This is a genomic window from Clostridium sp. E02, from assembly GCF_003833015.1.
Taxonomy (GTDB): Bacteria; Bacillota; Clostridia; order Lachnospirales; family Lachnospiraceae; genus Lacrimispora.
Genome location: NZ_RJLQ01000008.1, coordinates 121,430 through 136,004, shown reverse-complemented (window position 1 = coordinate 136,004; position 14,575 = coordinate 121,430). Strand labels below are relative to the sequence as shown.

Below are 14,575 nucleotides of genomic sequence, written 5' to 3'. Positions count from 1 at the left end.
CCTCCTATATAAATATAAATTTACAATTATAGCAGGGAGTAGACTAAAAATAAAGCACTGCAAATTTAGATGAGGCAACACTTTTTGTGTGCCTTTAGCTTTTTCATAGCCCAATCGTAATGACTTGCCGTGGCACTCACGAAATAAGAGCCTAATGTACTTCCGCCAACCCATTTATAAACACCTTTAGAAAACAGCTCTTCATTTGTAAATGTTTCAGCTAACTTCATAACTTTGGCATGGGATTTTCCATACAGATACTTTGCATCGTTTAATGATGTGTTTTGATGCTTTTTCCAGAACTCAACATTCATATCTCCGTAAGTTTTCCAGTTATAGGGTTCTGGAATAAACGGTTTGTTTTCTCCAGCTCTATTTGATTGAACCCAATTAAGCAACAGTTGGTGCCATTCATAGAGATGAATTAGAATATCTCGAAGATTTTTGTCCCTGCCCCAATGAGCCTCTTTCTTTTTATCATTTGCTGTAAAATCAAATGAAGTTGACAACTCTTTTTCTGTCAATTCAGAAATAAGCATATTTAATTTCTCGTAATTGCTAATTGCTGCTGTTATCATATCTGTCTTTGTCGTTGCTCTGCCCATTGTTATTATCCTCCTGAAATTATTGATAATTCAATTTATAAATTGAGCGATACCCAATTAGCCATGAGTCCTCAAGCTTCCTCCCATGTCACTATTATAGTATATTAACCAGGACACTGTATGTCAAGGTTTGTACTGTTAGGTGAGACCCAGTATAAGGGGAATAAAGAGGATACTATATTCATATAGACCTATTGCGTATGAAAAATTCATATGTTAGAATATACCGCATACATGTAGTTTAGTTAGGTTCTGACGTGATATTAAATCACCAGTACTAGATATCAACGGCTTTGATACTAGATTGTGAATGAAAAGGGGGAAAGTAATTATGGTATGTAAAACTTTTAATGTAGGGGAATTAAAGAAGTACAAGTATGTAGTTGTCTTGTCAAAATATAATGGAAAAATACTCTTGAGCAAGCATAAGGAACGTGATACATGGGAAAATCAGGGGGGTCACATTGAAGAAGGGGAGTCTCCACTTGAAGCCGCTAAACGCGAATTGTATGAAGAATCAGGAGCACTTCAATATACCATAGCTCCATTCTGCGATTACTGGGCAGGGGAAGCGGATTTGATTCATGGAGATGGAGGCGTGGTTTTTACCGCGGAAATTTTTAAGTTAGGTAACATTCCTGAAAGTGAGATGCAGGAAGTAAAAACATTTGAACAGTTACCAGACAAACTGACTTATAAAGCCCTCATACCAGCGTTACTTTCTGAATTAGAACACATAGATCAGTCTTTCATTACGAAGAATGAACTAGTGATAGACGTACATAATTATATTGAAGGTGGAAGTGTATTTAAAAGGACAGCAGTTAGAGGGATCATACAAAAAAATGGAAAATATTTATTGATATATAGTAAGTATGGAGATCATAAATTTCCAGGCGGTGGAATGAACGCTGGTGAGACATTTGAGCAGACACTTGTAAGAGAGGTGCAGGAGGAAACTGGTTACGTTGTTGATGTAAGTTCGATTATGGAAGGCCCCGTAGTATTTGAAAAAAGAAAGGGGCATCCAGATGATTTGATGATTATGGATTCTCATTATTTTTACTGTGATGTTAGCGAAGCTGCAGGGAATAGAAATCTAGATGACTATGAGGAAGAATATGATTATCAGGTAAGATGGATGACACTTGGTGAGGCAATTGAGCGTAATGAATCAGTTGAGAATTATGATAATATTCCATGGGTAGAAAGAGAAACGCTGGTAATGAAAAGGCTGGCAGAGTTCATATGATGTGAAAGCTTAGGAGGGTATTTTAGACTATGAAACAAATTATTCATCTATATGGAGCATCTGGATCTGGAACTTCAACAATAGGAAAGAAGATATGCGATGAACTTGGATATCGTTTTATGGATACCGATGATTATTTCTGGATGCCTACGAATCCCAGATTTACGACTAAAAGAGAGAAAAATGAACGCCTACGCCTGATGAGAGAAGATATTAAAGTATTTGAAAATGTTGTTATTTCTGGTTCATTGGTTGATTGGGGAGATGAATTAATACCACTATTTACATTGGTAATCCGGGTAGTTACGGATACAGACATTAGAATAGATAGGCTTCACAAAAGAGAGTATCGAAGCATCGATATGCGTAGTAAGGCCAAGCATGATGACTGGCAGCAGCTGTTATCGTGCCATCAGATAATAATTGATGGAGCAAAAGATTTAGATGATAACTTTGATGCTTTGAAACAAGAAATCGATTTCATACAGATACTGGATTGAGGATTAGGAGAAGGAAGACGTGAGAGTTGATATTGGCCCCCACGCTTTTTAGATTTAATTACATTGCAAACACAAGCAAAACAGCGATGCCTAATACAATTCGATACCAGCCAAACAATTTAAAATCATGTTTTTTAATATATCCCATAAGGAATTTTATCACGAACACAGATACTGCAAAAGCCACAACCATACCGATTAGTAAGGTGAGCAGTTCTGAATTTGTAAAGAAAATTCCAAATTTCAATATTTTAATAGCACTTAAACCGAACATAACAGGAACGGCAAGGAAAAACGTAAATTCCGCTGCCGCAACTCTAGATACACCAATCAGCAATGCGCCTAAAATAGTGGCGCCGGAACGAGAGGTACCTGGAATAATGGAAAGGACTTGAAACAGTCCGATTAAAAAGGCAGTATGATAGGTAATGTTTTCTAGTTTTAAAGTGGTTGGTGATTGCTTTTTATTCCATATTTCAATGACAATAAAAGCAATTCCATAAAAAATAAGTGCGGCCGCGATTACGATCGGGGTGTGCAAATGCGCATCAATATAATCGTCAAATAGGAGAGTTATAATTGCCCCAGGTATACAGGCAAAAACGACTTTAAACCAAAGAGAAAACGTGTCTTTTTTGATAATAGGCTGTGTTTGGTCCTTAAACTGGAACGGAAACATTTTCTCCCAAAATATGATGACAACAGCAAGGATAGCGCCAAGTTGAATTACAACAAAAAACATTTCCTTAAATGCGTCGCTCCTATTAAGCGTGATAAATTCATCCACTAGAAGCATATGCCCGGTACTGCTAATGGGGAGCCACTCGGTAATACCTTCAACAATTCCAAGAAAAACAACCTTCAAAATTTCTATAAAATCAAATCCCATTCGTTCATTTCTCCTTCACAACAACGTCCCCTTTTTTAGAGGCGGATTTTATATTATCAAATTTTATTTAAAATACAATATGCGTTAATTATATATGGTATGATCACCAATAGCAAGGATCATTTGGCAGCATAAAATATGTGCGAAATTCTATTAGTTAGAGAATATTATGATATTTATTTTGTAATCCTATAAAGGTATGGTCTATTAAATCTATGATAGACTTAATGAGGTGAATGTATGAAGGATATATGTTTTATAACTGGTGGTAATTCCGGTATAGGGCGGGAAGCGGCCATACAGATAGCGATTTGCTTATCGTCTGAAGAGTAAAAAAGCCATTGAACCCCAAAAAATGGCTGAGACATATACCTATCTGGCAACAGATCCTTTATTAAAAGGCGTTACAGGCAAGTATTTTGATGAACACAATCAAATAATATCATCAGGTAAGTATACAAATGATTGGGGAACTATAAAAAAAGTAATGAAACTGACTTTTGATTATATAAATCGAGGGGAAAAAATTGATAAAGAAGAAGTTGATTCATATGAGAAATAGGACTATATGAAAGTGAGATGGATCGTAATAGAATGAATAAAATAATTTGGTTACTAATACTCGTGGTTGTTATTCTTGCGAGTTTAAAAGTGTATTTATTTCCGAGAATCAGTCTACCTGTTATGAAAGGTGCATTTGGAATTGGTGAAGTTCGTTTGCAATTAAAAGATTTTAACCGATTCGAGGTCTACACACCAGAACCAGGGGATCACAGACAAGTTATGGTGACGATATGGTATCCAATGAAAGAAACGCTTGGAGAATCGAAAGAATATCCGGAAGAGGTTACTTCCGCTATAAGCAGTGTATTGGGATTGCCAAAAATTTTGCTATATCATATTAAGCCAATCAAAACCCACATATATGAAAAAGGAATTGTTGCGGACCTGTCAAAATCGAGTCCTTTCATTTTATACTCACCGGGCAATAACTCAACGAGATATCAAAATGTAGCAGTTGTTGAGCGATTAGTAAGTGAAGGATATACGGTTGTGGGCGTGGATCACCCTTATACTTCATATGATGTGGAATTTTTAGATGGTACAGTGGCGAAACGAGATTTATCTCTGAGGAAAGACGGCTTAGAACTATATGAAGAAGAAATCAAAATTCGTACCGAAGACTTAAGCTTTGTATTGCAAGAACTAAGGAAGAATGATGGTCTTGTTGATGCAGCGATACTTGATAATATTGACTTTAGTCATATTGGTGCTTTCGGGCATTCATATGGTGGAGCAACCATTGCAGAATTAATGGCTGTTGATGAATCGATTATTGCAGGATTAAGCTATGATGGTGGATTATGGGGAACAATAGTAGAAAAAGGATTTGATAAACCATTTCTATATTTGTCAGCAAAGAATACGCTTGATTATAGGAAAGACGAAAAATCGGAACGGGGAATCTTTGTTAGCTCGGTTTTGGAAAACATTAAGAAGGCATACTCTCATAGTAGAGCAGACGTTGGTTTTGCTGTTATGGATGGGTATAATCATTATAGCTTTACCGATTTGATCCTATTTAGTCCCTTATTTTCAAAGGGAGAGAAGCCAATGGAAACAACCATAGAGATCACATTAAATTATTTTGATCATTGGCTTAGAGACATTGGTAACGACAACGGGAGTAAAGAGATGTTTGATAAGTATGATTTTATCGAGTATAATAAAAGTGTAAAAGACAAGCTGAACTCCAAGGCAAATGAACGATAAAGAATAGGAAAAAATTTTAAACGATTATGAAGGCACTAATATCGATATAGCAGTTTTAGCAGATATTCACGGTAATTATATAGCATTAGAAAAGTGCATTCATTGTGCATTAATAAGATATCGAACAAAACAGATCATGCAGGCAGATCTGGGACTTGCAGAACAGTTTGCATGTGATATGCTCAAAATTATCAGATTTGAATGCTTTTAAAGATTTTAATGAATGGTGTTGAGATAATATGGTTTTAAATATATAATATATAAATCAACATGTAAGATAAAGCAATGAACAATTGTGGTATGAAACACGATAAGAAGCAGGAGGGTAAGATGTTTAGCCCAATCAAAAACACGAAGGTTTATGAACAGGTAATGGATCAAATCAAAGAAATGATTGATAATGGAGCCTTAAAAAAGGGGGACAAGCTCCCTTCTGAACGAGATTTAGTTGAACAATTACAGGTGAGTAGAGCATCGATCAGAGAAGCACTGCGTGCATTGGAAGTCATTGGATTAATCGAGTGCAGACAAGGGGAAGGGAATTTTATTAAATCAAGCTTTCAAGATAATTTATTCGAACCCTTATCAATTATGTATATGTTAGAAGGAACCAATCCGGAAGATATACTGGAACTAAGAAAAATCATGGAGGTTGAGGCTTCCGGTCTCGCCGCTAAGAGAATCACCGAGGAACAATTAAAAGAATTAAAAGAGATCATGGAACGATTCGAGAATAGTGTGGATGAAAAAATGAATGCTATGATCGACAAAGAGCTGCATTATAAGATTGCGGAGTGTTCCGAGAATGTATTACTATTTAATATTCTTAGAACTGTTTCACTGCTGGTAGATGATTTCATTAAAGATGCAAGGAAATTAATCATTGCAGACCAGGAAAACAAAGAGATTCTTTTGTTACAGCATAAAGAGATTTATCTGGCGATCGAAAAGCACAATTCTGTCGCTGCACGAAAAGCCATGCGTCAACATTTAGATTATACGAATAAGTATAGTAAATTGATATAAAATTGGTACACAGGGAGAGGATCGTAAATACGATGCTTACCTGTGTTTTTCATTATTTTTTTTAATTTTATTTTTAAAAGGTATAGATATTTTATTTTCATTGTGCTATTATGGCTATAAGTGGTCAGACCATTATACCAATTAAAACGATGCAAAGTCATTTTATGTTTGTATGATTTGCCACACTAGTTTTAATACATAGAAAGAGAGGGATATGTATGGATATTTTAGTTTGTATCAAGCAGGTTCCAGATACTTCAAAAGTTGAAGTGGATCCAGTGACTGGTGTTTTAAAAAGAGATGGTGTAGATTCAAAAATGAACCCCTATGATTTGTATGCTTTAGAAACTGCATTGAAGATGAAAGAACATAAGGGCGGATTGGTAAAGGTCATTACTATGGGGCCACCCCAGGCCAAAGAGGTGATTAGAGAAGCTTATATGATGGGGGCAGATGAAGGAGCATTGATAACAGATCGAAAGTTTGCAGGGGCAGATGTGCTTGCTACCTCTTACACCATTTCCCAGGGGATTCGAAAAATGGGTAATTTTGATCTTATTTTATGCGGAAAGCAAACGACTGACGGTGATACTGCTCAGGTAGGGCCGGAGATGGCCGAATACCTTGGGATACCGCATATAACAAACGTTTTAACGATTGCAGAATTAAATGAAAAATCAATCCTAGTAGAAATGGATATGCCCGACACGATTGAAGTCGCAGAGATCCAATTTCCATGTTTAATAACGGTAGAAAAAGATATCGTTCAGCCAAGACTGCCATCTTATAAGAAAAAGCTTGCAGCGAAAGACAAAGAAATCAAGATTCTGACAATGGATGATTTTGAGGATAAAGATGAGATGAAATACGGATTAAATGGTTCGCCTACTCAGGTTGAACGAATATTTCCGCCATCCGTCAACGATGACAGAGAAATATGGACGGACACTGTCGATAAACTCAGTTTGAAAATGGCATCAAAACTGAAAGAGTTAAAATTTATATAAAGAAAGGTGGCGTTCTATGGGTAAATTAGTATGTAATCAGGAGAAAGTTAATCAGTCAAATCTAGATGAATTGATAAAGGTTTGTCCATTTGGAGCAATTGAATACACAGAAGGAAAAGTTCAGGTAAATGCAGGCTGTAAAATGTGTAAGATATGTGTGAAAAAAGGCCCTGAAGGGGTAATGGAATTCGTTGAAACAGAAACAAAAAAGGTGGATAAGAGCTTGTGGAAAGGAATTGCCGTTTATGTAGATCATGTAGAAGGCGTGATTCACCCAGTGACAATGGAATTAATCGGAAAAGCCAGAGAGCTTGCTGCAGTTGTTGATTTTCCAGTGTATTGTGTATTTGTTGGGCACAATATAAAAAACAAAGCAAAAGAATTGCTTCATTATGGAGTGGATGAAATATTTGTATATGATTACAAAGAATTGGAGGATTTTAGGATTGAGACGTATACGGCTGCCATGGAAGACTTTATAAACAAAGTAAAGCCATCTTCCATACTGGTTGGTGCGACTACGACTGGCAGATCTCTTGCTCCCAGAGTGGCCACTCGGTTTAGAACCGGTTTAACGGCTGACTGCACCATACTTGAAATGAAAGAAAACACAGATCTTGTTCAGATCAGACCTGCTTTTGGCGGTAATATTATGGCTCAGATTATATGTCCGAATACAAGACCCCAGATGGCAACGGTCAGATATAAGATTATGAATGCACCGGAAAGACAGTGCGATCCAAACGGAAAAATAACAGTATGTGAGCTGGACCAGGCAAAATTAAAATCCAACATCGAGGTTTTAAAGGTTACGAAGAAGAAAATAGAAGAAAACATATCGGATGCAGAGGTGATCATTGCGGTTGGCAGGGCTGTAAAGTCAGAAAAAGACATGGGTATGGTCAAAGAATTGGCCGATTTGCTTCATGCACAGATCGCAGGTACGAGACCTCTTGTGGAAGCAGGTCTAATTCCGGCAAAGAAGCAGATTGGTCTATCTGGCAGAACGGTGAAGCCAAAGCTGATCATAGTCCTTGGAATATCCGGAGCGATTCAGTTTGTCGCTGGGATGAATCAATCAGATCGTATCTTTGCAATTAATAAAGATGAAAATGCCTCTATCTTTCAAACCGCCCATTATGGAATTGTAGGAGATATTTATGAAATCGTACCACAATTAGTAAATGAACTAAAATGTGTAGGTGTAGAACAATAGAAAGTTTAAATTCCAAATTAAGGAGGGAATGATTGTATGGATTACAAAAAAATCGATGCCAAAGATGTTGCATATCTGGTATCTGTATTAGGCAGGGAGAGAGTATTTACCATGGACGAAATAAATGATGATTTCAGTCATGATGAAATGGGTGGAATCAGTCGAATGCCGGATGTATTAGTGGAAGTTTTAAACGCAGAAGAAGTATCTAAGATCATGAAATATGCCTATGACCATACCATCCCTGTTGTAGCCAGAGGATCAGGAACCGGATTGGTGGGTGCCTCCGTCCCTGTTCACGGTGGAATTATGATAAATATGTCCAAAATGAATCGAATACTGGAAATCGATGAAGAAAACTTAACCCTGACTCTGGAACCAGGTGTTTTACTAATGGAAATCAGTGAATTTGTAGAAGAACATGATCTTTTTTATCCTCCTGATCCAGGTGAAAAATCAGCCACAATTGCCGGTAACATCAATACAAATGCAGGTGGAATGAGAGCGGTTAAGTATGGAGTTACCAGAGATTACGTGAGAGGACTGGAAGTTGTGCTGCCTAACGGGGATATCTTAGAAGTTGGAGGGAAAGTAGTAAAAAACTCCACCGGTTACAGCATAAAAGACCTGATATGTGGATCAGAGGGTACGCTTGGAATTGTAACAAAGGCCATTTTAAAGCTAGTTCCTTTGCCCAAAAAAGCAATATCTTTGTTAATCCCCTTCCCCACTCTGGATATGGCAATCAGTACCGTTCCAAAGATCGTAAAATCAAAAGCGGCCCCAACTGCCATAGAATTCATGCAAAGAGAAGTGATTCTGGCAGCCGAGGAGTACCTCGGAAAGAAATTCCCTGACAATTCTTCTGACGCATATCTTTTATTAACTTTTGACGGTAACAGCAGGGAAGAGATCGAACATGCATATGAAAAAGTAGCGGATATTTGCCTGAAAGAAGGAGCTGTCGATGTCTTTATTGTTGATACAGATGAAAGAAAAGACGCTGTCTGGTCTGCGAGAGGAGCGTTTTTGGAAGCGGTGAAAGCATCAACAACCGATATGGATGAATGCGATGTTGTGGTACCTAGAAATAGAATTGCTGAATTTATTAAATATACAGATGAACTTCAAACGAGATTTCAGGTAAGAATCAGAAGCTTCGGTCATGCAGGGGATGGAAATCTGCATGTGTATGTATTAAAGGATGAACTTTTAGAGGAAGCGTGGAAGAAGAAACTGTCGGAAGTATTTGAAGCAATGTACAGCAAATCAAGGGAACTAAATGGCCTGGTATCCGGAGAACATGGAATTGGTTTTGCCAAGAAAGCGTATATGCTAGAGCAATACAGCCCGGAGTATGTGGAACTGATGAAAAATATAAAGCTAGCGTTTGATTCCAAAAATATATTAAATCCAGGAAAGATTTTTCAGTAAAAAGTCAGATGAGGTGAGAAAATCTTATGGCCAAAATCAAGATACCGTATTCCAATAAACGGTTAGAAGTTTACATACCAGATCATAATTTGGCTGCAATACTAGAATCAAAAGCACATACGTATCAGGCGGAGTGCAGCCAGGAGGAGATCGTAAATAGAGCCCTGGATCATCCAATAGGAAGCGTTCCTCTGGAAGAACTGGTACAGGGCAAGAAAAACATGGTGATCATAACCAGTGATCATACAAGACCTGTACCAAGTAAAGTAACAATGCCAATACTGCTTAAGAGAATTCGAAAGGCAAACCCAGCAATTAAAATTAAAATATTAATTGCAACCGGTTTTCACAGACCTGATACCACAGAAGAGATGATTCAGAAGTTTGGTCATGAAATTGTAGATCATGAAGTGATCATCAACCATTTGTCAGAGGATGAAAACAGCGTTGTAAGAGTTGGAACGCTGCCTTCTGGCGGTGAACTGTGGCTTAATAAGCTGGTTATGGAGACAGAATTATTGATTTCAGAAGGATTTATAGAGCCTCATTTTTTTGCAGGTTTCTCAGGGGGGAGAAAGAGTGTTCTTCCAGGAGTCGCATCAGCGAAAACAGTGATGGCCAACCATTGCTCTGAATTTATAGCAAGCGAATTTGCCAGGACGGGAGTTATAAAAAACAATCCCATCCATAAGGATATGCTTTATGCAGCCAGGCAGGCAAAGCTGGCTTTCATATTTAATGTTGTAATCGACAGTGAGAAGAACATAATCAATGCTTTTGCAGGAGATAGTGAGCTGGCTCACGCAGAAGGCTGTCAATTTGTTATGAAACTTGCTTCGGTGAAGGCAGTAAAAGCGGATATTACCATAACCTCGAATGGAGGATATCCTCTGGATCAGAATGTATACCAATCTGTAAAAGGCATGACTGCGGCAGAAGCAGCCTGCAAGGATGGCGGGGTTATAATCATGGTGTCTGCCTGCAATGATGGGCATGGAGGTCAATCCTTTTATGAAACTATGGCCAATGCAGGTAGCCCGGAAGAAGTGCTTCATCGTGTTATGAAAACAGGAAGAACGGAAACAATACCGGATCAATGGGAATTTCAGATACTTGCCCGTATCCTCCATAAACATACGGTCATACTTGTTTCAGACCTATGTGACCCAGAGATGATAAAGAGAATGCATATGCAGCATGCATTTACGTTTGACGAAGCGCTTAAGAGAGCGTTTCAGATAAAAGGTGTGGACGCGGACATAACGGTAATTCCTGATGGAGTGAGCGTTGTAGTGAAGTAAAAGAAAACGACAGTATGTTAGACTGTATAAAAGTATAAAAAGAGACTGAGTAGTGGAAATAGTGCCCATTAACTTGGTCTCTTTTTGATTTCATTTTTGGAGTATCGTTTCCTGCTTTTTTACAAATAGTAAATAGGGAAAATATATGCTAAAATAAAGAATATATAAATAATATATGTTTGGGAGGCAAAATGGTAGAAAAAAAATCATTTATTCGTATATTTTTACAATACCTGATCGCATTAACAGGTCTAATTCTTGCAGTCATCGGGATATTTATGATTTCTTCATTTGAAATATTAAAGAATGAAATAAAAGAATCCTCGAATGCCTTCTTAACAATATATAGCAATGAATTTGATAATAGCATTTCTGATTTAAATGGATTATTAAAAAGTATCGCATCCCAAAAAGTAGAGATAGCCAAGATAAAAAGTAGGAATGAAAATGAGAGAAGTCTAGCAGGAATATCGTTACATAGCTATCTGAAAATTTTATTTGCGAATAATAATGTGGCAGATGCTATCATCATGTTTGAAAAAAATAATGGAACTTGCCTTGATGTGGTTCGATCAAGTGTGGCATACGATCAGAAGGAAAAATTGAGAGAGTATACTGCTAAGTCAATTGAGGACAAAACAATAGAAAGTAATGTCTGGAACTTTGTGAAACTATATGATAAAACATATTTGTATAAAATAATGAAAACCAGTGATCAGGCAATTGCAGTCTATGTGAATTCCAATAATCTATTGACGGCTCTTAGGGAAGAAGAGAACGGAAATCGCTCTATGCTGCTTGTGAATAAGGCTGGATCTATTGGTAAGATATGGGGAAATGAAACAAAAGATATTCTTGCGGGACATAATATTGTGGAGATAAACAGCAATAATTATTATAGCATTCATAAAAGTATTGTAGAAAATCAACTTACTATGTATTGCTTTAAAAGCAAATATGATCTCTTTTTGCAGACACATTCAAGTATGATTTTAGTGATCATTGTATCCCTTAGCACGTTTCTATTTATATTATTCCTTTTAAAATATACAAAAAAAGAAATCGCCACGCCAATGAATATCATGAATCATGACATGCGAAGAATTAAAGATGGGGAATATAACAATCGTATAACAGCGCAATTCAGCACAAGAGAATTTCAAATGCTTAAAGATACTTCCAATCAAATGATCGATGAAATAGTGGGATTAAAAATACAAAGCTACGAAAAGAAAATTGAATTGCAGGAGATGGAATTATACAGTATTCGCCTGCAGCTAAAACCACATTTTTTCTTAAATGCTTTAACTACAATTTCCAGTTTAAGTAGTCAGAAGAAGAACGAAGAAATCCGGCAATACATCAATTCGCTATCTAGAAATATCAGATATATGTTTCGGGCTGGATTTCATACTGTTACAGTACAAGAAGAAATCAGGCATATCATAAATTACTTTGAAATGCAGGAACTCAAATATTCCGATTGTATTTTTTATTTAATTGATCTGCCCTCAGAACTAGAAGGATGGAAAATCCCTCAGATGCTAATTCATACGTTTATTGAAAATGAGTATAAATATGCAGTTTCCATAGAGGAGACATTGACGATTTTAATAAAAATCAGTAAGCAAACGTTTGATAATGAAGAAATGCTTTTAATAGAAATTGAAGACGATGGAAAAGGATATCCCAAGGAAGTACTTGACTACATGAATGGTGTTACAAGAAAGACGACGGATAAAGGAACAAGGATTGGATTGTGGGGGATTAAAAGTATGATGGAACTCATGTATGACAGAAGTGGACTGGTTGTTCTTGAGAATATTACGCCTCATGGCTGCTTAAATAAAATCTATGTCCCCCAAAAAGTGAAGCATGAACGAAAAGTTGAACAATTCTGATCTAGGTGTGAGAAAGGATTAAAAATGATAAATGTACTAATTGTAGATGACGATGTGGCTACAGTCGACGTAATAAAAGATTCTACGAAATGGGACAAACTAGGGATCGATCTAGTGTATATTGCATATAACGTATCAGGAGGAAAAAAGATATTAGAGGAAAAAAAGGTAGATATTATAATCAGTGATATAGAGATGCCAAAAGAAAGTGGATTGGATTTACTAAAGTGGGTAAGAAAGAAAAAGATAGATTCGGAATTCTTATTATTGACTTGTCATGAAAGCTTTTCTTATGCGGCAGATGCCATCCAATTGAAAGTTGCAGCGTATTTAACCAAGCCATTTGATATTGATATTATGGAAATGACCTTACGCAAAATAGTCGATAAATTAGTGGATGAGCGAAATTTAAAGATAAGCAGCGAGTATGGAATATGGATGGAAAAAAATCTTAGACTCATGAAAATTGATTTTTGGAAAAGGGTAATAGAGGGTGACTTTAGTAATAGAAATCATTTAAGACATGAGATAGAAGACAGACATTTAAACATTGCAACGGATGTAGCATATACACTGGTTTTTTCGAAGCTGAGCAATATTGATGCGGATATAGAGCGTTTTGGGAAAAGTGTCTTTGAGTTTATATTAGAAGGGTTCCATTCGGAGTTATTGATGGGGGAAGTAGAAAATGAAAGTGTAGTAAAGCTATATGCAGGAAGTACTTTAAACTTCATCACCGTATCCCAGGGAACAAGCCAGGAAAAACTTCGAGAAGGCTGTAATAAGTTGATTGCTATGTGCAAGTATTATTTTAAGGGAACGCTTACTTGCTGTATCAGTAATTTTTATGATATTATGGAACTGCCTAAAGTTGCAGTGGATTTGGAGCAGCTTTTTAGCTATTATGTGAGCCACTTTGGAAAAGTGTTTTTAGAAAATGAAGTGGAATTTCCGACGGATAACAAAATCCAGATTATTAATCTAGAGAAGCTGGTTGATTTGGTAGAAAAAAAAGAAAAAGCTAAGGTTTTGCATTACTTCAAAAATATTTTTATTGAATTGTCTGCATATAATAACTTAAATAAGCATTCTCTTTATCTTATGCAACAAGAAATTGTCCAGGTCGTATATGCAGATTTAATGAAGCAGGGAATTCAGGCAACGAAGTTATTCCATGACACATTGTCCATTAAAATGTCTGACCAGGCGATAGAGTCTACCGTGGACATGATAAGGTGGGTCAATTACCTTCTAGGGAAAACTTTTGAGTATGAGGAAGAGATCGCCAAGTCCGTAACCATTATTGATAAAATCAATGATTTTATTCATAAACACTATAGAGAAGGGATAACAAGAAATGAGATTGCAGGGGAGTTTTACTTAACACCTTCCTATTTAGCAAAGCTATATAAACGTAAAACAGGAGTGAACATAAAAGACTACATTAACGAGTACCGGATAGAAAAGGCAAAGGAACTTTTAAAATCTGGAGTATGTAATGTGGGGGATGTAGCTGAAAAAGTAGGAATTGACAATTTCTCTTATTTTTCTACACTATTTAAGAAGATAACAGGGGTATCCCCAAAAGAATATCGAAATTTGTGACAGTCTCATAGTTGCAAGGAAAAGCAGTTAGATTTATTGGAAACAATAAAACAGCTGCTTTTTTGT

At 36.6% G+C, this 14,575-nt stretch carries 13 protein-coding genes; 11 read left to right on the top strand and 2 right to left on the bottom strand.

What is annotated here, in order from left to right; all coding sequences use genetic code 11:
- Positions 1-65: 65 nt before the first annotated feature.
- The gene (locus EFT72_RS07835) at positions 66-605 is read right to left on the bottom strand and encodes a ClbS/DfsB family four-helix bundle protein (RefSeq protein ID WP_124066356.1); all 540 of its coding nucleotides are present in this window, start codon (positions 603-605) and stop codon (positions 66-68) included.
- 331 nt (positions 606-936) lie between these two features.
- Between EFT72_RS07835 and EFT72_RS07830 the strand changes: the two genes are divergently transcribed.
- Complete coding sequence (locus tag EFT72_RS07830; RefSeq protein WP_124066355.1) at positions 937-1,857, top strand: NUDIX domain-containing protein; 921 nt, start codon at positions 937-939, stop codon at positions 1,855-1,857.
- A gap of 29 nt (positions 1,858-1,886) precedes the next feature.
- On the top strand, positions 1,887-2,357 hold the full coding sequence (locus EFT72_RS07825) for an AAA family ATPase (RefSeq protein WP_124066354.1): 471 nt from the start codon (positions 1,887-1,889) through the stop codon (positions 2,355-2,357).
- Between the two features lie 58 nt (positions 2,358-2,415).
- Here EFT72_RS07825 and EFT72_RS07820 read toward each other — a convergent pair whose 3' ends face one another.
- Positions 2,416-3,246 (bottom strand): undecaprenyl-diphosphate phosphatase, encoded by an 831-nt coding sequence (locus tag EFT72_RS07820; RefSeq protein WP_124066353.1) that lies wholly within the window; start codon positions 3,244-3,246, stop codon positions 2,416-2,418.
- 355 nt (positions 3,247-3,601) lie between these two features.
- On the opposite strand from EFT72_RS07820, the gene EFT72_RS07815 reads away from it, so the two are divergent.
- The 9 genes from EFT72_RS07815 to EFT72_RS07775 all read left to right on the top strand — a co-directional run bounded on the left by EFT72_RS07815 (position 3,602) and on the right by EFT72_RS07775 (position 14,509).
- Entirely contained in the window at positions 3,602-3,808 is a 207-nt protein-coding gene (locus EFT72_RS07815) for a hypothetical protein (protein WP_124066352.1), read from the top strand.
- A gap of 32 nt (positions 3,809-3,840) precedes the next feature.
- The gene (locus EFT72_RS07810; protein WP_164473114.1) at positions 3,841-5,019 is read left to right on the top strand and encodes a hypothetical protein; all 1,179 of its coding nucleotides are present in this window, start codon (positions 3,841-3,843) and stop codon (positions 5,017-5,019) included.
- A gap of 330 nt (positions 5,020-5,349) precedes the next feature.
- Positions 5,350-6,045: a FadR/GntR family transcriptional regulator gene (locus EFT72_RS07805; RefSeq protein WP_124066350.1), complete on the top strand. Its 696-nt coding sequence runs from the start codon at positions 5,350-5,352 to the stop codon at positions 6,043-6,045.
- 218 nt (positions 6,046-6,263) lie between these two features.
- A complete protein-coding gene (locus EFT72_RS07800) occupies positions 6,264-7,052 on the top strand; it encodes an electron transfer flavoprotein subunit beta/FixA family protein (protein WP_124066349.1) in 789 nt (262 codons plus the stop codon).
- Between the two features lie 16 nt (positions 7,053-7,068).
- Positions 7,069-8,268, top strand: coding sequence for an electron transfer flavoprotein subunit alpha (locus tag EFT72_RS07795; RefSeq protein ID WP_124066348.1), 1,200 nt, complete (start codon positions 7,069-7,071; stop codon positions 8,266-8,268).
- Positions 8,269-8,304: 36 nt separating this feature from the next.
- On the top strand, positions 8,305-9,702 hold the full coding sequence (locus EFT72_RS07790; protein WP_124066347.1) for an FAD-linked oxidase C-terminal domain-containing protein: 1,398 nt from the start codon (positions 8,305-8,307) through the stop codon (positions 9,700-9,702).
- A gap of 26 nt (positions 9,703-9,728) precedes the next feature.
- The gene (gene larA, locus EFT72_RS07785) at positions 9,729-11,003 is read left to right on the top strand and encodes a nickel-dependent lactate racemase (protein ID WP_124066346.1); all 1,275 of its coding nucleotides are present in this window, start codon (positions 9,729-9,731) and stop codon (positions 11,001-11,003) included.
- A 191-nt stretch (positions 11,004-11,194) separates the two neighbouring features.
- Positions 11,195-12,904, top strand: coding sequence for a histidine kinase (locus EFT72_RS07780; protein WP_124066345.1), 1,710 nt, complete (start codon positions 11,195-11,197; stop codon positions 12,902-12,904).
- Between the two features lie 24 nt (positions 12,905-12,928).
- A complete protein-coding gene (locus tag EFT72_RS07775; protein WP_124066344.1) occupies positions 12,929-14,509 on the top strand; it encodes a helix-turn-helix domain-containing protein in 1,581 nt (526 codons plus the stop codon).
- The last annotated feature ends 66 nt before the right edge of the window (positions 14,510-14,575 follow it).